Origin of the sequence: Nocardia sp. NPDC049707 (assembly GCF_040674855.1) — a bacterium.
Classification (GTDB): domain Bacteria; phylum Actinomycetota; class Actinomycetes; order Mycobacteriales; family Mycobacteriaceae; genus Nocardia.
This window is the reverse complement of the sequence record NZ_JBFANN010000048.1, coordinates 12,394-32,362: the sequence shown is the minus strand read 5'-3', so window position 1 is coordinate 32,362 and position 19,969 is coordinate 12,394. Positions and strand designations below refer to the sequence as shown.

General features: G+C 63.2%; 21 protein-coding genes. 9 read left to right on the top strand and 12 right to left on the bottom strand.

The annotated features are described in order from the left end of the window. Positions 1 to 105: 105 nt before the first annotated feature. The 5 genes from AB0J29_RS30910 to AB0J29_RS30890 form a co-directional block, all read right to left on the bottom strand. Positions 106 to 615, bottom strand: a complete 510-nt coding sequence (locus AB0J29_RS30910; RefSeq protein WP_364793878.1) for a hypothetical protein — start codon at positions 613 to 615, stop codon at positions 106 to 108. A 231-nt stretch (positions 616 to 846) separates the two neighbouring features. Further along, the gene (locus tag AB0J29_RS30905) at positions 847 to 1,026 is read right to left on the bottom strand and encodes a hypothetical protein (protein ID WP_364793876.1); all 180 of its coding nucleotides are present in this window, start codon (positions 1,024 to 1,026) and stop codon (positions 847 to 849) included. 69 nt (positions 1,027 to 1,095) lie between these two features. Next, on the bottom strand, positions 1,096 to 1,461 hold the full coding sequence (locus AB0J29_RS30900; protein ID WP_364793932.1) for a DUF4254 domain-containing protein: 366 nt from the start codon (positions 1,459 to 1,461) through the stop codon (positions 1,096 to 1,098). A gap of 164 nt (positions 1,462 to 1,625) precedes the next feature. Then, a complete protein-coding gene (locus AB0J29_RS30895; RefSeq protein WP_364793874.1) occupies positions 1,626 to 2,099 on the bottom strand; it encodes a hypothetical protein in 474 nt (157 codons plus the stop codon). A 163-nt stretch (positions 2,100 to 2,262) separates the two neighbouring features. Continuing rightward, positions 2,263 to 2,568 (bottom strand): hypothetical protein, encoded by a 306-nt coding sequence (locus AB0J29_RS30890; RefSeq protein ID WP_364793872.1) that lies wholly within the window; start codon positions 2,566 to 2,568, stop codon positions 2,263 to 2,265. 345 nt (positions 2,569 to 2,913) lie between these two features. Between AB0J29_RS30890 and AB0J29_RS30885 the strand changes: the two genes are divergently transcribed. After that, complete coding sequence (locus AB0J29_RS30885) at positions 2,914 to 4,218, top strand: serine hydrolase domain-containing protein (protein ID WP_364793870.1); 1,305 nt, start codon at positions 2,914 to 2,916, stop codon at positions 4,216 to 4,218. Here the strand turns inward: AB0J29_RS30885 and AB0J29_RS30880 are convergent. The 3 genes from AB0J29_RS30880 to AB0J29_RS30870 are packed head-to-tail and all read right to left on the bottom strand — an operon-like array spanning position 4,199 to position 5,979. Further along, positions 4,199 to 5,383, bottom strand: coding sequence for a helix-turn-helix transcriptional regulator (locus AB0J29_RS30880; protein WP_364793867.1), 1,185 nt, complete (start codon positions 5,381 to 5,383; stop codon positions 4,199 to 4,201). The two genes, AB0J29_RS30885 and AB0J29_RS30880, sit on opposite strands and share 20 nt — an antisense overlap. A gap of 7 nt (positions 5,384 to 5,390) precedes the next feature. Further along, complete coding sequence (locus tag AB0J29_RS30875; RefSeq protein WP_364793865.1) at positions 5,391 to 5,687, bottom strand: hypothetical protein; 297 nt, start codon at positions 5,685 to 5,687, stop codon at positions 5,391 to 5,393. A gap of 16 nt (positions 5,688 to 5,703) precedes the next feature. After that, positions 5,704 to 5,979 carry an HD domain-containing protein gene (locus tag AB0J29_RS30870; RefSeq protein ID WP_364793863.1) on the bottom strand — a complete coding sequence of 92 codons (276 nt, stop codon included), beginning with the start codon at positions 5,977 to 5,979 and terminating at the stop codon, positions 5,704 to 5,706. 416 nt (positions 5,980 to 6,395) lie between these two features. Here AB0J29_RS30870 and AB0J29_RS30865 point away from each other — a divergent pair, with 416 nt between their 5' ends. Beyond that, complete coding sequence (locus AB0J29_RS30865) at positions 6,396 to 6,689, top strand: GNAT family N-acetyltransferase (protein WP_364793861.1); 294 nt, start codon at positions 6,396 to 6,398, stop codon at positions 6,687 to 6,689. 5 nt (positions 6,690 to 6,694) lie between these two features. Here AB0J29_RS30865 and AB0J29_RS30860 read toward each other — a convergent pair whose 3' ends face one another. Next, positions 6,695 to 7,075: a hypothetical protein gene (locus tag AB0J29_RS30860; RefSeq protein ID WP_364793859.1), complete on the bottom strand. Its 381-nt coding sequence runs from the start codon at positions 7,073 to 7,075 to the stop codon at positions 6,695 to 6,697. Continuing rightward, positions 7,059 to 8,438 (bottom strand): transcriptional regulator, encoded by a 1,380-nt coding sequence (locus AB0J29_RS30855; RefSeq protein WP_364793857.1) that lies wholly within the window; start codon positions 8,436 to 8,438, stop codon positions 7,059 to 7,061. The genes AB0J29_RS30860 and AB0J29_RS30855 overlap by 17 nt, the downstream gene beginning before the upstream one ends. A 257-nt stretch (positions 8,439 to 8,695) precedes the next feature. Here AB0J29_RS30855 and AB0J29_RS30850 point away from each other — a divergent pair, with 257 nt between their 5' ends. The 4 genes from AB0J29_RS30850 to AB0J29_RS30835 all read left to right on the top strand — a co-directional run bounded on the left by AB0J29_RS30850 (position 8,696) and on the right by AB0J29_RS30835 (position 14,355). Next, positions 8,696 to 10,051, top strand: coding sequence for a hypothetical protein (locus tag AB0J29_RS30850; RefSeq protein WP_364793855.1), 1,356 nt, complete (start codon positions 8,696 to 8,698; stop codon positions 10,049 to 10,051). A 10-nt stretch (positions 10,052 to 10,061) separates the two neighbouring features. Further along, entirely contained in the window at positions 10,062 to 10,751 is a 690-nt protein-coding gene (locus AB0J29_RS30845; protein ID WP_364793853.1) for a class I SAM-dependent methyltransferase, read from the top strand. After that, positions 10,748 to 11,674 (top strand): glycosyltransferase family A protein, encoded by a 927-nt coding sequence (locus tag AB0J29_RS30840; RefSeq protein ID WP_364793851.1) that lies wholly within the window; start codon positions 10,748 to 10,750, stop codon positions 11,672 to 11,674. The genes AB0J29_RS30845 and AB0J29_RS30840 overlap by 4 nt, the downstream gene beginning before the upstream one ends. A 74-nt stretch (positions 11,675 to 11,748) precedes the next feature. Then, positions 11,749 to 14,355, top strand: coding sequence for a valine--tRNA ligase (locus tag AB0J29_RS30835; RefSeq protein ID WP_364793849.1), 2,607 nt, complete (start codon positions 11,749 to 11,751; stop codon positions 14,353 to 14,355). Here the strand turns inward: AB0J29_RS30835 and AB0J29_RS30830 are convergent. Beyond that, on the bottom strand, positions 14,331 to 14,600 hold the full coding sequence (locus tag AB0J29_RS30830) for a hypothetical protein (RefSeq protein ID WP_364793847.1): 270 nt from the start codon (positions 14,598 to 14,600) through the stop codon (positions 14,331 to 14,333). The genes AB0J29_RS30835 and AB0J29_RS30830 overlap by 25 nt on opposite strands. Before the next feature lie 144 nt (positions 14,601 to 14,744). After that, positions 14,745 to 16,523, bottom strand: coding sequence for an arginine--tRNA ligase (gene argS, locus AB0J29_RS30825; RefSeq protein ID WP_364793845.1), 1,779 nt, complete (start codon positions 16,521 to 16,523; stop codon positions 14,745 to 14,747). A 70-nt stretch (positions 16,524 to 16,593) separates the two neighbouring features. Here argS and AB0J29_RS30820 point away from each other — a divergent pair, with 70 nt between their 5' ends. The 3 genes from AB0J29_RS30820 (at position 16,594) to aspS (ending at position 19,818) form a co-directional block, all read left to right on the top strand. After that, positions 16,594 to 16,902, top strand: coding sequence for a hypothetical protein (locus AB0J29_RS30820; RefSeq protein ID WP_364793843.1), 309 nt, complete (start codon positions 16,594 to 16,596; stop codon positions 16,900 to 16,902). Between the two features lie 115 nt (positions 16,903 to 17,017). Continuing rightward, on the top strand, positions 17,018 to 17,497 hold the full coding sequence (locus tag AB0J29_RS30815) for a GNAT family N-acetyltransferase (RefSeq protein ID WP_364793841.1): 480 nt from the start codon (positions 17,018 to 17,020) through the stop codon (positions 17,495 to 17,497). Between the two features lie 563 nt (positions 17,498 to 18,060). Continuing rightward, the gene (gene aspS / locus AB0J29_RS30810; protein ID WP_364793839.1) at positions 18,061 to 19,818 is read left to right on the top strand and encodes an aspartate--tRNA ligase; all 1,758 of its coding nucleotides are present in this window, start codon (positions 18,061 to 18,063) and stop codon (positions 19,816 to 19,818) included. The last annotated feature ends 151 nt before the right edge of the window (positions 19,819 to 19,969 follow it).

Sequence of the window (19,969 nt, the reverse complement as noted above, 5' to 3'; positions counted from 1 at the left end):
CCTCGCCCAATGCGCTGTACCTGAGCGCGGGCGGATGGTGATAGGAAGTCGTGCAGCCCGAGATAGAAGGCGCCTGTGCTGGTGATTGGATCCAGCGTCGCCAGTTCATGCACACACCCCCTCGTGCATCCATTCCACGAAGGCCTCGTAGTCGACCGCGCACGCGACTTCCATTGCGCGACCGTTAGGGTCGCGGACGTCGCTCCGGATCCGCTCGAGGGTGAAGGTGACAAACGGCAATCCGAATGCGACCGAGGGGGTGAGCGAGTCGTGCATCCAGCTGCCATGCCGCCGCCCCCTGGTGCTCCGGTGCTGAAACCATGCGTCGAAATTCGCCGCCAGCAACGTCGCCCACTTCAGTGCGGTCGCTGATCGCAGTCGCGCCAGCAGTTCCGAGTCGGCGGTGATGTCGATCGCGGAGCAATTCATGAAATCCGACAGGACCAGCTGGTGCGGGCGGACCAGGCGAAGCGCGACACCTGCTGCGACGGGGTCGGTGTGGAAGTTGTGCGAGGCACGGGTCTTGTCGCGGTATCGATCCGACCCGCCACCCATCTGGGTGAGCGTGATCCGCTCGGCGAGCCGGTCGGCGGAATGCGGTGGGTTATCGAGCATAGGGGTACTGCGCTCCTTTCCCAAGGGACGATCGGTATTGGTAGGTAGATGGAATGCTTTGGGAGACAGCACTTCTCACTAGGGCAAGGAGTGTTGGGGTAGTCGGCGGATGCCCGCAGGCAAGTTCGTCGGCAAAGTCCTGATACGCCCTCGCGGCTTCGCCCAGCCACAGCGAGGCGTCGTAGAAGAGCCCCTCCGGGGCGCCGGCGAGTGCGCTATGGGTGTGCACGGTCAGAGCTGTGCAAGCTGGTCCATGACCTGCCCCATTGTGTGGATATGGGTCTTCGCGGTGGGGAACCGGATCGCAGTGGCCGCCACCACCCATCGGTCGATTGCCGACATCACACGGGTGCGCTGCCAATCGATATCCTCGAGCGCGCACAGCGGCGTATGTTCGCGGGTCTGATGCAATACTGCGAGTTCCCCGGGCCGCGTCCAACAGCGGATAGTCGGTCATGTTCGGGAACCCTCGGCAGGCGGTCAGCACGGCATCTTTGCCGGGGAGTCTGGTGCGGGGCACCGGACTGCGCCCAGGGCTGGAAGTCGCCGTGCCCGCCGTGCGATGTCGGCGGTCAGATCGGTGTAGCCATCGACGAGTTCGGCTAGCTGGTACCAGGCCGCGTGCACGGCCGGGTCGGCAGGATCGATCGTCATCAACAGGTGGTAGGCGTATACGTGGGCCTGAGCCAACCGGGCTATCACCGCCCCCAACGTCTCAGTATGCATCCTCGCCTTTGGATGCGGGACGGGCAGCCGGTCGGCGACCCACACATCCACCGCAAGTACGAGTTCATTTGCGCGGCAACGACACTCACTACCGAACGTGGCCAGACGCCGCTGGTACATGACACCGAACTCGTGCGCCAGCTTCGCCAGCGGATGAATGCCTACGTGATGGCCCCGGATCGCCGATAACAACGCCTCATCGGACAGGAAGAGTGTCCCTGAGTCGGATTCGGACCATTGGAGACCGCCGCAACCCCAACCGAATCTGGAATGGCGTGCATTGCTCACCGCCACACCACAGACGACCGAGCCGGGCCACAGAGCCGACGAGCAGCGGATACCACGCTGGTACGCGACGGCAACGAATGTGCCGTTATAGGCTGCGACACCCAGTACCACCCGGTCTGATGGTCGGTCATCGGAAGCCAGACTCGCTCGCCGGACACCAGGATCCGCACGCCGCGCTCCTGCAACTGGGCCGGGATGTGCACCCCGAGCCTGCTGCCCCACGCCGGGCCGACGAGGAAGACCCACTCGCGATTCGGTCGGGAGTAGCTGATGATCGGCGCCGACGCGCACCGGGCCTCCTCGAGAAGCTCCTCACGCACCTGCCTGCCGAGATCAGAGGGCATCGACACCGCACCCAACGCCGTCGTCGCGATCAACGACACACGCTCGAACGCACACGACACCGCGAACCCCAACCCGCGATACACGTGGGCCACCTCGCCCACGCTGTGGCAGCTCTCGAACATCACTGCCCCCTCCGATGGCGGCGCTTCGGTTCACTGACCACCGCAAGCTGCATCGACCGCAACCGGATGGACTTCCACGCGCGCACCGCAACGCCGCGCCGCCCACATGCTGCACCCTTGCTGAGGGCCGCGATATCCGACACACGCAGCAAAGCCCGCTCGCGGATCATCGGGAAATCCCCTTCCAGAAACGGATACGCGATTGGCCTGATCGCGATTTCTCGGGCGGCGGCCAGGTGCACTCTGTTGCTGCCATGCCCACAAGCTCAAGCGCGGTCAGGCCGAGGAGACTCGCGCACGCTTGCATCGCGGCCCACTCATCAGCGGCACGAAGCGCGGCGAAGGCTTGGTCCTGCGAGAAGGTCCGACCGGGTAGAAAGCTCACAACCCAATTGCCATTGCCGACGCTCTTCGCTTGATGCTGGGTTCTGACGCTGGTCATCAACGATTGCTCGTCGTCTTCGATCGACATGCCAACCACCTCTCTGCGCATATGGCTGGGAGACCCATGCGGGGCATCCAGATCAGAATCGGGAGATTGGATTCTTGGATGTCATTCATCGGGCCTCCTCGGATCAGAGGCACCAGCGATCGACGGTTTGTCCCTTTCGACACGGCTGTGGCTTTCGCTGTCGTCCGATTCCTCGATCGGACACTTCGTCAGTTCGCTGTGTCGAATGTGCGGACCGACGTCCGCGGTGCTGATTTCACCCTGGTCTGCGGAAATCCGGTGTGGAAGGACTTTGCTGTGGACAGAAACTTTGTCAACAACGTGTCGCCGAGGGTGTGGGATGCTGGTCAAGAAGGAAAGGGGCGCATGGACACCGACTTCCAGACGGCGCTGGCCGCCAAGGTTGCGCAGGCGCAGACCGCCGCACAGATACCGAGCTTGACCGTCGCGATCAGCGTCGAGGGCGTCCCTTTCGCGGCAGCCTCATCCGGATACGCGGATGTCGAGAACCGGATGCCAGCCACGATCGACAGCATCTACCGCATCGGGTCGATCACGAAAACGTTCACCGCGGCGGTCACGTTGTTGCTGGCCCACCGCGGTGATCTGAGCCTGAACTCCACCGTCGATTGCTATCTACCCGGCACGCCGTTCGGGCATCTCCCACTTCGGATGCTGTTGTCGCACAGCAGTGGGCTGCAACGCGAAGCCCCGGTGGACATGTGGGAGAGCATGCAAGGACCGACGGCCGCCGAACTGCGCGACGCGTTTCAGGATGTTGAATTGGTCGCCGATCCGGGACAGCGGTGGCATTACTCGAACCTCGGATACGCCGTGCTCGGCCAGATCATCGAAAATGTCAGTGGTCAACCGTGCGAAAAGCTGATCGAGCAGAGACTGCTAGCTCCGCTCGACCTTTCCCAGACGAGTTGGGCACGGCCTGCGGATGCAGCGATCGGCTACCGGTTGGATCCGTATATCGCCACTGTCCATCGCGAACCGGTAATGGACCAAGCCTCCATCGGTGTCGGCGGCCAAATGTGGTCCGCGCCAGCCGATCTCCTGCGCTGGGGACACGCACTCGCCGGGGGAGAACCCGACGTTCTTCCTGCACCGGTCGTCGACAGCATGCACACCCTGCAGGTCATGGTCGACACCGGAGCATGGACCAAAGGCTGGGGCCTCGGGTTGATCCTGGAACGCAGGGGTGACCGCGTCCTCGCCGGGCACACCGGCGCGATGCCGGGCTTCCAGTCCGCACTGACGTTGGACCGCGCTACCGGAGTGACGGTGGTCGCGTTGGCCAACGCCACCCGCGGGATCAAACCTGCTGACCTCGCCGCCGAAATCCTCTGCGAGGCAATCGCATCCCAGCCAATCCAACCGCCACGCAAATGGCAGCCGGTGTCGTGTCCACCAGAGATCCGTCCGCTTCTGGGCAGCTGGTGGTCGGAAGCCGACGAAACGGTGTTCCGGTGGGAGCACGACGGCCTGCACGCGAGCCTGGCGGATGACCCACTCGCCAGCGACACCCGCTTCGAACCGGAAGGGCCGGGACGTTTCCGAGCAGCGGAAGGCCGGTTGCAAGGCGAACTGCTGATTGTCGTGGACAGCGGTGTAGGGATCGAGATGCGTTGGGCGACTTACCCGCTCACGCGCACGCCCCGATGAAGACCTCTAACCGGTCAGCAGTTGGCGACACTGCCGTATCACCGGATGCGCGCAGTTTCAGAAGGATTGAGCGGAACATGCGCGCAACCCGAGGAGTAATGGAACTGGCTGTTACGGCATCCATCGCATGATTCACTGCCGCTGCTGCGGCTTCATCCTCACCCATTCGCAATTGCGCCTCGGCTTGTTCTAGTTGCCAAATGGTGCGATTGCGCAGGAAGACCACTGGGCTGGCCGAATCCTGCTCACGCAAAGACTCGACGGCGTGCCGTGGTTGCCCGAGATCCAACAAGCACGAACCGCGATGCCCAGCCAACGCAGCGTCATCGAACACGTCCAGCCAGACCGGGTCGGGCTCTTGTGGCTGATGCCGGGACAGCTCCGATTCGGCTTCAACGAGCATCTTGGTGCAGAGGTCGGCTTCGTCCATTCTCGCGTGTGCACGCGCGGCGATCGTGGCCACGAACGCTGTCAAGCGCCGATTTCCACTGCGCCGCGCCCATGACATCGCCCCATATGCTCGCTCGGCACCCTGGGCTGGATCCCCGCTCCAGGTGCTCATGAAGGCGGCGTTCGGGCCGCCGACGAACGCAATTAGATCCATTGCGCCGATGCGTTCTGCCGTCCGCCGGGCATTGGCGAACGCATCCTCGGCTAATGAGACGCTGCCTCGATCGAACAGCATCCAACCGGCGAGTTGATGCGCTTCAGCGATATTCCGCAGTAACTGCGCCCTCTGCGACTCGTTGACCCGACACACAAACTTCTCGGCGCCCTTTGCCTGGGCCACCACCTCGGGTAGGCGTTTGGCTGCCATGGTGTGGTCAGCCATGCGGACCTGCGTGATCAGATCACGAAGCGACGGTCCAACGAGGTCTGGCTCCAACGAAATATCTTGAGGCTGAAGGACAATATCGGTGAACGGGGCGGCGAGCCGATTCAGCTGGCCTCGAGCACCGAGGGCTCGGTCGAGCCGGTCAACCAAGTCAGGATGCGGCCGACGCTGTGCCGTCTCGATCCTCCACAGCAGATCGTGGCTGACCAGCACGCGTGGCGCCAACTGCCGCAATGAAAGGCCGGCGGCCTTACGTCGGGCGCGCAGTTCGGCACCGAACAGCGTTTCCGCGGTTTCCCGCGGATCGGATTGGCGAAGGGCTGGTCGCACGAGGCAATTATTGCCTCACACAATCCGGTTGACCAGCGATCTCGCGGCAGACACGGTCGGTATCCAGTGCCTGCCGGCATTGACGCCACTTCAACGGCGAGGTGGTCAGTGCCACGTCGGCTATACGTATCGCGGTGGTTGTCTTCAGCCGAGCGCGGGAGTCGGTGATCCATTCCTGCATGAGCGTGTCGCCCGCGGCGCGATATTCGAGTGCATGGAACCGGCACTCGAGACGGTCCGCGTCGCGGGCACAGACTGCCTCGACGGTGGCTTGGGCTTCGAACTCGCCGACAGTGTCGTTCAACAGCTTTCGCAGGAGTTCAGGCAGCGGCGACTTGTGCGGCGGTGACGGCTTCGTGGTCGACGCTGGGCAGGAACGGTTTGGCGGTCTTGTTCAGGTCGCGGGTACGGGTCTCTTGGGAGTCGTGCCAGATCGCGATGTGCGCGGCTTTGGCGGGGTTGCCGCCTTCGAGGGCAGCGATCAGGGCTGCGCGCTGCGCGGTTCGGCAGGTGTGATCGGCCACCGATTCCGGGTTGGGGACGTGCGCGCCAATACAGGCTTTTCGACCAGCGAGTCGACTCCCTCCTCCACACAACGACGCAGGTATTGCTCATGCGAGCCGACTTCGGTGGCGATGTACGCCTTCATCGGCAGCCCCGGTATCCGCAAGAACCTCAGAGCTGATTGCGCGGTCTCCAGCGCCCGCGCGGCGTCACCCCGGTCCAACGAGACGAACAGCTTCATCCGCGGCTGCGGATCGACACCGATGAGCCGCGCCTCGATGGCTTCACGCTCAGATTCCAGATCTACAATCGGAATCGACCATGAATCGAGATCACCGTCCCCGATCGCGGCTCAGATAACAGGCATGTACTTGTTGCGGACGATCTCGTCGAAGCCGATCACGACCAGTTGGTGGACGCCCATAGAGTTCTCCCGTCGTCGATGCCGCACCACCGGCGACCCGGCTCCGGCGCGGCGAGCTGGACAGGGCCCGCGAAAGCTCTTGCAGTGCCGTTGATTGAATCGGCTGCGGCGGGTACCGGCGCCACACAGATGATCCAACCGGTCAAACTGTCGAGATCAAACGCATGTATGTCGATCCTCACGTACGCCGACATGGGCATCGCTCAGCAACTGCTTGCCCGCTTGGAAAGCAATGCCCGAAACGCCGGGTATCGAGCCGTCATTCTCGATACGGGCAGCAAACGGGCTGCAGCACATGCGCTTTATGAAAAGTGCGGTTACAACAGAACAGTCAGGTTTTCGATTTACAAGGATAGCCCGGGAACCGGGCCTACCTGAAGGACCTACTGAGTGATTGCGGCGATCGACGCCTCGATGACCTCGAAGATGTGTGAATCGGTCTGCCGCTGCCAGTCCGGCATATCGTTCCAATCGGCGATGTAGGACGGCTTCGGGGAGGGAAAGTGCTTGTGGATCTGCCCGATCCAGCACAGGGCCACCCATCGCCCCTTCTGCTCAGGCGTGAGTTTGGTTGCGGCACCGTCGGTGGCGGTCAAGAACTGGGCCACCTGGTCGTAGACCGCGATCGCAGCGGCTTGCTCCCAGCCCGGCATGTCTTCCCACCCGGCGACGTACCCGGGTTTGGGCTCACCCGGGTAGTAGGTGTGGACGCCTTCGATCCAGGCGTTGCGGAAGATCCGGCCGCGGTCAGTGTCGTTGAGCAACGTCTCTCCTCGGGGTGGTCGTTGGCGACGGTAAGTATGCGATCTGCTCGTCGAGGTTGCGGACGTGGACGTCGGCGAACAAGGGGCGGAGGTGCTCGCGTAAGTCATCCAGTCGGCGACCAAGGTATCCGGAATGCGTTCGGTGCGCCGCGTCGAGGGCGGCGTTGCCGAAGGCGACCAATTGCACCGGATCTCGCCGCAGCGCGGAGCTCGCGGCCAGGTCGATGAGAACGCCCGCACGTCGCCGCGTAGACAGGGGCCGATCCAGCAGGGTCGCCAGCGTGGTTTCGGCGCGCTCGTGCTGTCCGAGTTGGACCAGGCAGTGGCCGCGTTCCTCGTCCAGACGTGTGCCGTCGAAACGTAACCAGCCGATCAGCGTTTCGCGCCCCAGATCTTGCACACCTTGCGCGGACTCGGCGGCGCCTGCCCATCCGGTGGCGTCGCCAAGGCCAGCGAGGGCTTGCGCGTGTACAGCGTCGACCCAGTAGCGAGTGGTCAGTTGGGAATCGCCTCGCTGCGCAAGGTAACTGGCGGATTCCAGGAGCGGGATCGCGGCGGCGTATTGATGGTTGTAGATGCCCAAATAGGCGTGTCTGGTCAGCGCGCATGCCCACAAGTCGTGCGCAGCGGCTTCCTTTCCAAAGGATGCGGCGAGGGTGTAGCAGGATGCCGCAGCGTGGTAATCGTAGCTGTCGAAGAGGATCTCGCCGAGCAGTTGCAGCGCCTCGCTGCTCAGTTCGTACAGGTGTGTGCGGACCTTGTTGTTGCGCGCGTGTCGCACACCGTCGATCAGCTTGTCGAGATGACTGCGGACCGCTGCGAAGATCTCAGCTTTTGTTTCTGCCTCGGAGTAGTCCTGCCAGAGCGCGCGGTTGATGACTGTGTATTGCTCGGCGGCGGTTGCGTCGACCGAACCCGTCCTCGTCGCCGCGACGATCTGATCCCAGTCGACCGGTGCCGCCAGCACAGCGCTGCCGACACCCAGGACGCTGAGAAGCGAACGGCGGTTCATGTCGTTGATCTCCATGAGGTACTGCGATTTATGCGGTGCGGGTGACCGCTGGGGACCATCACCCTTGAGCTTAGACGTGGGATTCGACGACTCGGACAGGTTGTGCTCCCGGTGCAGCTCAGCACAGCGCAGTTCGAAATGCGTGCGTTGGTCGATGGTCGTCCGCGCGAGGGTAGTGTCCATGATCGCGGCGTTCACCGCGCGCAGCGTCAGCGTCGGGCCCCGACGCTCCCACTTTCGAAGGGCATCGGAGCGCACACCGGTGAGCTCGCAGAAGCCGGCGCGGGTTTCCCGCAGTGCGTCGCGCAGAGCGCGCACCTCCAAGCCGGTCCATAAGAGTTGCACAGGCATCTGCACTCACCCCCGTACCAGTTCGTGTGAGAAGCGTACCCCCTAAGTGCCACCGCAGTACCCCTGACGTTACTTCCCGCATCGTCGTGAAACTGCGACCGTGGAAACACCGCATCACTCGCCAGGTCGCTGGAATACCCAGCACAGCAGTGGTTTTCGCGCATTCCTCTTGGGCTGATCGCTGAGTGACGCACGTGCCCAGTGATGCGGCACCGGCGGCGAACCGACCGTTTCGCCGCCCCAGAACGGAGGTACTGGTGAGCATCCATCAACTGGTCGTGATCGGCTTCGACGCGATCGTCCGCAACAAGTACATGCCGTGCATCAAGGCAGCGATCGCCGACGGATACCTGGATTCATGGTCGATCGTCGACCTGGAATCTGAGCGAGAGGTGATCGAGGCGCGGCTCGTAGGCGCCGATCCGCAACCGCGCATGAAGTTGTTTGTCCAAGCGGACCGGGGAAATCCGACGCGGACGCGCGAGACGACTCGCTCGGCGCTCGGGTGCATCCGTGTGCCCGGTCTTCCTATGAAGGCATACATCGCCACCGAGGTGGGCTCGCACGAACAGTACCTTCGCCAATGCGTCGAGGACGGAATCGATTCGCTGGTCGAGAAGCCGGTGCTGGCACCGATGATCGGCGACCGTTTCGACCCGACCCTGATCTCGACCACCATGGCCGAGCTCATCGCAACAGCCCAGCGGCGCAAGGCTCACCACTCGGTGATGACGCTGAGTCGCTACCACAGCATCTATAACGATCGGGTCATCACGTCACTGCGCGAACGAATGCTGCGGTGGAAGTCGCCGCTGACCTCGTTCCACCTTCGGGCGGCCGGCGGTGTCTGGAACTTGGAACACGAATTCGTCACCCGCGACGATCACCCGTACCGCAATGGTTACGGGATGCTGATGCACGGCAGCTACCACTACATCGACCTTGCCGTGCAGGTTCTTTCGCTGAATAAGCTGCTATTCCCCACTCGGCCACTCCGACTGCAGGTGTGCTCCTTCGGCGCCTACCCCGCCGATCAATGGCAGCGCGTGTCCCATCCTGCTACCGAGATGCTCGGCGGCGACTCCCGCTGCGCGGTTCTGGCGCGGGAACCGCGCCGTTACGGCGAAACCGATATCACCTCCACCTTCCGGCTCGTAGACGCCGAGACCGACACCACAATCACCCTTGGCACCTTGTCATTCGAGCAGACAACACCCTCGATCCGGCATTGGACGACCTTCCCGGACGGGGTCTACAACAAAAACGGCCGCACCTCTAGCGTCGATCTGGAAGCGCAGTTGTCGACCCTGTACTCGATGCATGTCACCTGCTACGACGTTCCCCGGGGTCCGGACGCCGACAAGATCGGCGCGGTAGCGGAGATCCTGACCCGCGCCAACGCGTCGTTGCTCACCGATGACGAATACGTCTCGCGGGAGACCCACGACGGGTTGTTCCACAGCGACAGCAATCGTGCACTCATGCAGAACTGGTTGCGCGGCACCGAAACCCGCAGCCGCCTCAATGAGCACTTCCTGCCGATGCGCGTTACCGAGGCGCTCGCGCTTTCTCTGCGCATTCCCGGTCAAACAGTCGAAATCGACGGATTCTAGGAGCTGCCACATGTGCGTTGTTCGTTCCCAACATGAGCTCAGCGAGTTCTATCTCAACGCCCTCGCCGACGGCGCTCAGACTGCCGAACGGCTCTGCGCGCCGGTCTCCGACCGGTTCGCCGGATTCCTCAATTCCATCGGCACCCGCACACCACGCACCGCGTTGGAGCTGGGATACGGGATGGGCACCTACACCGTGGCGTTGGCTCGCACAGGATTCGATGTCGCCGCCGTCGACCAGGTGCCAGCCCGGATCCTGCGCTCACGGCTGGCGGGCTGCCCGGACTGGGCCCACCGCATCGAGATTATTGAGAAGCGGATCGAAAACTATCCCGTGGCACAGCAATTCGGGATTGTTGTCGCCAAAGACGTGCTGCACTACCTGCGTCAAGACCAGGTTAGGAAAGTGCTCACACGCTGCATCGAAACAGCACCCGACGGGGCCGCACACTTCCTCGAGGTGTTCACCGACATCAGTCGCACTGACCGCCAAGGCCGCAGCGTATTCATCGAAGACGAGGCCGCCTACACCGCCGGAATCTTCTGCGCGACTATCGAACACCTGTATGCCGGCTGGAGCGTGCACATGGTGTTGACTCCACATGCTGAACGCAATACCGACTCTCCACGAAACTACTTCGAGGCCAACCGAATAACCGTCTGCGCACATCGCGATGCCACCGATCAGGCGGACCGATGAGCCAATTATCGGGCCACGGCGTCAGCGTTATTCTGCCCTGCTACAATGGCGGAGACCTTCTGGCTGATGCCATCGAATCCATTGTCCAGCAATCGCTTTCCATCCCGTACGAGATCATCGTCATCGATGACGGCAGCGACGATACTGCCACGATTGCCGCGATTGAAGCCTCGACCGAACAGGCGGGTGTGAGGGTTGTGCGGTTGCCGAGCAACCATGGAGCCCAGGCAGCCCGCAACGCTGGAATCGACGCTGCCCGCCTCGACTATGTCCTGCCCCTGGACTGCGATGACCGTCTCGCCACCGACCCCGCGCTGCTGGCTCACGGCGGTTTTCCAGAACGGGCTGTGCGGATTCTGGACTCGGCACCACAAGTCGCCTTCGTGCATACCTACTCGCGGATGTTCGGCGACTTCGACGGGCTGACGATCTCGGCGTACCCCTGCCGCGAGGAGCTGCTGGTCCGCAAGCATCATGCGCCGATGTCGATTCTCTACCGACGCGCCGATGGACTCGCCGCGGGCGGCTACGACCCCCGGATTCGCAAGTGGCAGGACTGGGCCTTCGCCATCGACCTGCTCGCTGCCCGGCACCGTCGCGGCATCGCCAACGTGATCGACTGTGTGTCGGGCTCGTTCCACGAGTACCGCATCCATCGGCGGTTCCCCCGCTTGTCCGCCACACAGGTCAGTGAGCTGGCGATGACACAAATCGTGGTGGAGAAGAACCTGGACTACTTCCGTGCCGTACTCGGTGACGACCGTCCCGCCGCCGAGCTCACCGCATTCGTGTGCGCAAGCAAGCCTGACCGGTTGACCGACCTGCTCCACATGGCGGCCGTCGATCTCGATCAAGCCCTCGTCGTGGCTCGGCAGCGCCAAGTAGCCTGGTCCAGCCGGGCGGATTCGCTGGGCATCCCATGACCAGCCCGACCGGATCGCGGTCATCTCCTGGTACCGGTCCGAGTGGTGATGGGCAGGCAATATGCTGGGCGACTGTGACCGAAACCCACCCCCAGAACAGTATCGACCCCACAACCCTGCCGACGACGTTCGTACCGGTAGAGCTGGAAGGCGAGCTGTACGTACGGTGGGTAGACCGCGGTTACTTCAAGGCCGACGAGACCAGCGACAAGCCCGCGTACGCGATCGTCATCCCGCCGCCGAATGTCACCGGCCGCCTGCATATGGGCCATGCCTACGAACACACCCAGATCGACGCCATCACCCGCCGCAAGCGAATGCAGGGGTTCGAAACCCTGTGGCAGCCCGGCATGGACCACGCGGGCATCGCCACCCAGAACGTGGTCGAACGTGAGTTGGCGAAAGAGAGACTGTCCCGTCACGACCTCGGCCGCGAGGCATTCGAGCAACGCGTGTGGCGGTGGAAGGCCGAGTCCGGCGGCGCGATCTCCGACCAGATGCGTCGCCTCGGTGACGGCGTCGACTGGGAACGCGAGCGGTTCACCATGGACGAGGGCCTGTCCCACGCGGTCCAGACGATCTTCAAACGTCTTTACGACGACGAACTGATTTACCGGGCCGAACGCATCATCAACTGGTGCCCGCGCTGCACCACCGCGATCTCCGATATCGAGGTCGACCACAAGGAACTCGACGGCGAGCTGGTCTCGATCCGCTACGGCGACGGCGAGGACTCGATCGTGGTCGCCACCACCCGCGCGGAAACCATGCTCGGAGACACCGCCGTCGCCGTGCATCCCGACGATGACCGCTACCGCCATCTGATCGGTCGCGAGATTGTTCTGCCGCTGACCGGCCGCCGTATCCCGGTCGTCGCCGACGAGCACGTCGACCCCGAATTCGGTACCGGCGCAGTCAAAGTCACCCCCGCCCACGACCCGAACGACTTCGAGATCGGGCAACGCCACAACCTGTCATCGCTGACCGTGATGGACGAACGGGCGATCATCACCGCCGCCGGACCGTTCCAAGGACTCGATCGGCTCGAAGCCCGCAGCGGAGTAGTCGCCGCCCTGCGCGCCGACGGCCGCATCGTCGCCGAGAAACGCCCCTATGTGCACGCGGTCGGGCACTGCTCGCGCTGCGGAACCGTCATCGAACCCCGGCTGTCGATGCAGTGGTGGGTCAAGGTCGCGCCGCTGGCCAAGGCCGCGGGCGACGCCGTCCGCGACGGCCGCGTCGCCATCCATCCGCCCGAGTTGGCGTCCAGGTATTTCGACTGGGTCGACAACCTGCGCGACTGGAACATCTCCCGCCAACTGTGGTGGGGCCACCGTATCCCGATCTGGTACGGATCCGCGGGCGAGGTCATGTGCGTCGGGCCGAACGAGACCGCACCCGAAGGCTGGGTGCAGGACCCCGATGTCCTCGACACCTGGTTCTCCTCGGCACTGTGGCCGTTCTCCACCATGGGCTGGCCCGACAAGACCGAAAGCCTCGCCAAGTTTTACCCGAATTCAGTGTTGTTCACCGGCTACGACCTGATGTTCTTCTGGATCGCGCGGATGATGATGTTCGGGCTCTACGCCACCGGCCAGCCACCGTTCGCGACGATCGCATTGCACGGCATGGTGCGCGACAAGTTCGGCAAGAAAATGTCGAAGTCCTTCGGCAACGTCGTCGACCCGATCACCTGGATGGACGCCTACGGCACCGACGCGCTGCGCTTCGCGCTCGCTCGCGCCGCCAACCCCGGAACCGACGCCCCGATCAGCGAAGAGTCCGTCGAAGGCGCCCGCAACTTCACCACCAAGATCTGGAACGCAACCCGTTTCGCCCTGCTCAACGGTGCCACCACGACCGGACCCATCCCGGCCCCGGAGACACTCTCGGCGGTCGACCGCTGGATTCTCTCGCGCCTCAACACCGTCATAGCCGAAGCGGACGCACTGTTCGAGGACTACCAGTTCGCCAAACTTGCCGAGTTGCTGTATCACTTCGCGTGGGACGAAGTGTTCGACTGGTACCTCGAGCTGTCCAAGACGACCTACTCCGCGGGTGGCGCAGCAGCCGACACCTCACGCCGGGTTCTCGGGCATGTTCTGGACAGCCTTCTGCGCCTGCTGCATCCAATCGTTCCGTTCGTCACCGACAAGCTCTGGACCACCCTCACCGGGCAGGAATCCGTCGTCATCGCTTCCTGGCCAACAGATCCCGGTTATCGCGACCGCGACGCAGAATCCGAAATCGCCGAGTTGCAAGAGCTCGTCACCGAAGTTCGTCGTTTCCGCTCCGACCAGGGGGTGCGCACCAGTCAGCGGGTACCTGCCGAGCTCGAGCTCACACCTACATTGGCGGCGCATGAGCCTGCGATTCGGCAACTGCTTCGGCTCGAACCTGCCACGCAGGGGTTCAGCGCGACAGCGACGTTGCCGATCGGCCAGGCACGCGTGAGTCTCGACCTTTCCCAGGCAATCGATGTCGAAGCCGAACGACGTCGCTTGCAGAAGGCCCTCGTGGCCGCCGAGAAGGAGCTGGATACTGCGGCGAAGAAACTCGGCAACGAAGGGTTCCTGGCGAAGGCACCCGCCGATGTCGTTGAAGGAATCCGCGCTCGCCAGCAGACCGCCCAACAGGATGCCCAGCGGATCCGAGGTCAACTCGAGCTCCTGCCGCAGTAGACCGGTGTCAGCCGCGTACCCATCGAACGCGGCATCACCAGGATGTAGAGGGCCGCTTGGTCTTTCGACAACGTCTCAGGCGACACCTCGACGGTGATCTGCTCGAACAGCGCGGCGATCATCAGCGCCATGTGCTCGTCGACCAGGTCGTCACCGCTGCCGCGGGCTGGTTGAGCAGGACTGGTGATCGCGGCTTTCGTGTCGGGGTATCGGTGGAGGTAACTCTGGACCTTCGATGCGCTCACGCCGGCTCCTCGGCTTCGGCGCCGGTGAGGACCTGGATGCCGCCGGTGTCAAGCAACAGCGCCAACGTGTCCCCTCCCGGGGCATCCATGACCGAAAACCGTAGCAGGACAACCGCTATCGACGCAGCCGAAAATATTCGCGTATCAGATGCGCTCTGGCGCAGCGATTCCCAGCAACTCGAGCCCCTTGGCGAGAGTGTCGCCGGTCAACTGGCACAACGCGATCCGGTTGCCGCGCACGCGGGGATCTTCGGCCTTCAGCACCGGGCACGCCTCGTAGAACGTGGTGAAGGTTTGCGCGAGTGCGAACAGGTACCCGGCCAGGCGGTGTGGCTCGAGGCTATCGGCCACATCGGTGACCGCTTTGCCGAACTCGTCCAACAACAGGCCCAGCGCCCGCTCGGCCGGTTCGAGCGCCAGCTCGGTGTCCACCACCTGGGAGGCGTCGGCGGGCGCGACGTTGCGCAGGATGGATCGGATGCGGGCATGGGCGTATTGCAGGTAGACACCGGTGTTGCCGGTGAAGTTGACCATGCGGTCCACGTCGAAGACGTAGTCCTTGATCCGCGATCCGGACAGGTCGGCGTACTTCACCGACCCGATACCAGCCGCCTCAGCGACCTGCTCGAGGGTCTGAGGGTCCAGACCCGACGCCTTCTCCTTCACGATCTCCCTGGCCCGATCCACCGCTGAATCCAGCAGTTCGGTCAACGGGATCGTCGAGCCCGACCGGGTCTTGAACGGGCGGCCGTCCGCGCCCAGCACGGTCCCGAACGGCACGTGGATCGCTTCCACGTCATCGGTCAGCCAGCCCGCGCGGCGGGCGGTGGCGAATACCATCTCGAAATGCTGGGCCTGGCGGGCATCGACCACGTAGAGGATCTTGGTGGCTGCCAGCTTGCGGATCCGGTAACGGATCGTCGCCAAATCGGTTGCCGCGTACCCGTATCCGCCGTCGCTTTTACGCACGATCAACGGCGCGGGTTTACCGTCCGGGCCGGTGAACTCGTCGAAGAACACGCACAGCGCACCGTCGCTTTCCACCGCGAGCCCGGCACAGACCAGCTCGTCGGTCACCTCGTCCAGATACGGGTTGTACGTGGACTCCCCGGCCGCATCCTCCGGTGCCAGCAACACCCCCAGCCGGTCGTACAGCGCCTGGAACGAATGCTGTGACTCGGTGACCAGGTCCCGCCACACCCGCAGCGTGTCCTCGTCGCCGGACTGCAACGCCACCACCCTCGCTCGCGCCCGATCCGCGAAACCAGAATCGGAATCGAACTTCGCCCGCGCGGCCCGATACAACCGGTCCAGAGCCTCGATCGGCGCGTCCGCGTTCCCGGACAGGTCGTCTTGATGCCACTTGGCTTCGGGATGCTCGTCGAGGTACTGAATCAGCATCCCGAACTGGGTGCCCCAGTCCCCGTAATGGATCTGCCGGATGACTTGCGCGCCAAGGAATCCGAGCACACGGGCGAGGGCATCGCCGATGATCGTGGTCCGCAGATGACCGACATGCATCTGCTTGGCGATATTCGGCGAGGAATAGTCGATCACCACCCGCTCACCCTCGAGCGGCGTGCCCACTCCCAGCCGATCCGCGTCCCGCCGCGCGGCCAGCTGCGACCACACCGACGAGCCAGTGACCGAGATGTTGATGAATCCCGGGCCCGACAACTCGGTATCCGCGATCACCTCATCACGCAGCTGCTCACTGATCGAGGCACCAACCTCGCGGGGAGCACGACCGATCTTCTTGGCCAGCGACAGGGCCACATTGGATTGGAAATCGGCATGATCGGATCGGCGCACCAGCGGATCGGCTCCCGCCACCTCGGCCGGCAACACAGCCGACATGGCCTGCGATACCGCACCGGCCACCGCGACCGCCAAGGGGCGCACCGAATCCCGCACTCGCCTCATCCTCTCTCCGCACCTTGCCACACCCACGACCAGGGCACACGACTGGCGCCAAGCCTATGCAACCAGCGGCGTGACACTATCCTTCGACTGTTTCGGACAGAACTGGTCCGAACCAGATCTCGGCCTGGTCATCGAGAACGACTGGCAGCGGCTCACCGCCGTCACCATCCTCCTACGCGAAGGCCACGCCTCCCAACTAGTTTTGGGCACCGACGTATTCCTGCCCATGCTGACCCGCCGCGGAGGAAGCCACGGATACCGCCACCTATTCGCCCAGGTCCTCCCCTGGATGCGGACGGTTGGCGTGCCAGAGACCGACATCGAACAAATGACCACAACGAATCCGCGACGACTACTGACAATGGCGGCGACTGTGTGAACGTTGCCTCCCCGGGAGCGGGCGTCGGCCGCAGCATCGCTGGCGCCGTCGACTCGGCAGACATCGCGTATCAGTTGACCAGCATCGTCCGAAAGATCCGCACCGAGGAGCGCCCGTGATCGTCGTCCCCCTGCAACCCGAGTACATCACCGAAGTCCAGGAGCTCATGAAGCTCGGCGAGCCATACATCTCGGCACGCACCCTGTCCGACTACTGGCTCTACGCCAAACTGTTCTCCACGACTTGTCCCATCACGATTGAGGAGGACAACACCGTCACCGGAGCGGTGATCGCGTTCCGAAGCCAGACGGACCCCGGGGATGTGTACATCCAAGATGTGATGATCCATCCGCAGCACCGACGGCGCGGCATCGCACGGGCTCTTCTGCAGAGCGTACGGTCACAGGCCGAGAAATGGGCGTGCGAGCGCCTGTATCTCACTTCCGAACCCGACAACCAGGCAGCGCAAGCCACATGGGCAACGCTCGGTTTCGTCAACGTACCCGGCGATCACGAGAACGACGGAGTTTCGATCATCACCGACTTCAAAGGACCAGGCCGCAGTCGGGCCGTCTACGAACTGGCCCTAACATGAAATGGCTAAGCCTACGGTGGTGCGCAGCGGCGCTGATGTCAGCTTTGCGGGGTAGGTAGCGCCATGAAGGATCCGCTGCCGTCGTAGGTGTCGCGGTGCTTCTCGTTGCTGGCCCCTATGGCGTCCAAAGGAGGGGCTCAGACGTGCAGGGCGGTGGCGGGGTCAGCCCGCCCAGCTATGCCAGCTTGACCGGGTTGTGGCGTCGATGAAATCCTTCATCGCGCTCGGACGCAGGTCGGTCGTCGGGAGTTGGGCTGTTGGTATCCACTGGAATTCGAGATGCGCTTCTTGACTGGACGCTTCATCTGTTTGCGCGCCCGCAGCATCTCGTTCGAACCCGAGACGAGCGAACTCAACGGCATAGCAGACGTTGACGCGTCATAAAGTTTGACCGTCCTCGTAATCCTGTAGCGCTCAGCGAGATTCGACAGATCGTCCCGAATTCCGCCACCCACGCGCAGATCCGGACCGGCCGGTGCTGCGGCTAGAGGCGGCTTTGACGTACGCTTTGAACTTATCCCAAGCCATCGGGCGACTGACCTCGCTCCCCCGATCACGGATGGATGATGCACCCATACCGCTCCCACACCTGCGCCGAGCTGCGTTCATCGGATGTCGACCGCCACGTGCGGCTGTCCGGGTGGCTTCACAATCGGCGTGACCTCGGAGGCGTGCTGTTCATCGATCTTCGGGACAACTACGGCATCGTCCAGCTTGTTGCGCGGCCCAGCTCGACCTTCTTCAACCAGCTCAGCCATATGTCCAAGGAATCAGTGATCCGAGTCGACGGGCGAGTACTTCGTCGCGCTCCGGAGAACGTGAACCCCGAAATCGGATCGGGCGAGATTGAGGTAGAGGTCTCGGACCTCGAAGTCCTCGGGACCTGCGAGCCGCTTCCGTTCCAGATTTTTCCTGAGGATCGGGTAGGTGAGGAGAGTCGCCTTCGCTACCGGTTCCTCGATCTGCGCCGTCAACGGATGCACGCCAACATTCTGTTGCGTTCGGCCGTCATCGCGGCCATCCGGCAGAAAATGACCACCCGCGGGTTCTTCGACATGCAGACCCCGATCCTGTCGGCGACCAGCCCGGAAGGCGCCCGCGACTTTCTGGTGCCCTCCCGAACCCACCCCGGCAAGTTCTACGCTCTGCCGCAGGCTCCGCAGCAGTTCAAACAGCTGCTCATGATCAGCGGCTTTGACCGGTACTTCCAGATAGCGCCCTGTTTCCGTGACGAGGACGCCCGCGCCGACCGCTCGCCCGGCGAGTTCTATCAGCTCGACATCGAGATGAGCTTCGTCGAGCAAGAGGACGTGTTCCAAGTCATCGAGGAAGTGTTCGTTGAGCTGTTCAACGAGTTCGCACCGGACCGTCAGACGGTTGCACCATTCCCCCGGATCGCTTACCGCGACTCGATGGCTCGGTACGGCACGGACAAGCCCGACCTTCGCGCTCCGCTCGAACTAGTCGATGTTTCAAATCTGTTCCGTGACAGCGAGTTCAAGGCATTCTCGAACAAACACGTCCGTGCGTTGGCGGTCCACGACTGCGCCGACAAGCCGCGTTCGTTCTACGACCAACTCGGTGCATTCGCGATCGAACTGGGCGCAGCCGGTCTGGCATGGGTCAAGATCGGCGACAACGGCGCGCTTTCGGGGCCGATCGCGAAGTTCCTGACTGAAGAGGTGACCCAGCAGCTTGTTTCCGCAGTCGAGGGAAAGCCTGGTACCGCAGTGTTTTTCGGTGCCGGACACGACGCCGACGTCGCGAAGATCATGAGCGAAGTCCGGCTGGAAGCGGCCAAGCGAGCGGGCATCTTCGAGGAAGACGTGTTCCGTTTCGCGTGGGTCGTCGACTTCCCGATGTACGAGAAAGCCGACGACGGCTCGATCGAGTTCAGCCACAACCCCTTCTCGATGCCTCAAGGCGGGTTGAACGCACTCCGCAATCAGGAGCCACTCGATATCCTTGCGTGGCAATACGACATCGTGTGCAACGGCATCGAACTATCCAGCGGAGCGGTCCGTAACCACGACCCGGTCATCATGTACGAAGCCTTCCGCATTGCTGGCTACGACAAGGAGCACGTGGACGGCCACTTCGGTGGCATGGTCCGCGCTCTGCACTACGGTGCACCGCCCCACGCTGGCATCGCGCCAGGCGTGGACCGAATTGTCATGCTTCTGGCGGATGAGCCCAACATCCGCGAAACCATTGCGTTCCCGCTCAACCAGAGCGCGCAGGACCTCCTCATGGGCGCACCGAGTGACGTCGAACCAGTACGGTTGCGTGAACTCCACCTCAACCCGCGGAAGCCGCAGTGAGATTCTCCCCCGGGCCACCCTGCGCGGGATATCGACTCCGGAACTATGTCCGATAGTAGGTTCGGGGCCGCCACCCGTCACCGGGGTTGATGCGCTCGGGGGAAATAGCCAAGCGCGAAATCGGTTCCGGCGCCCATAGGATGGGCTAAGT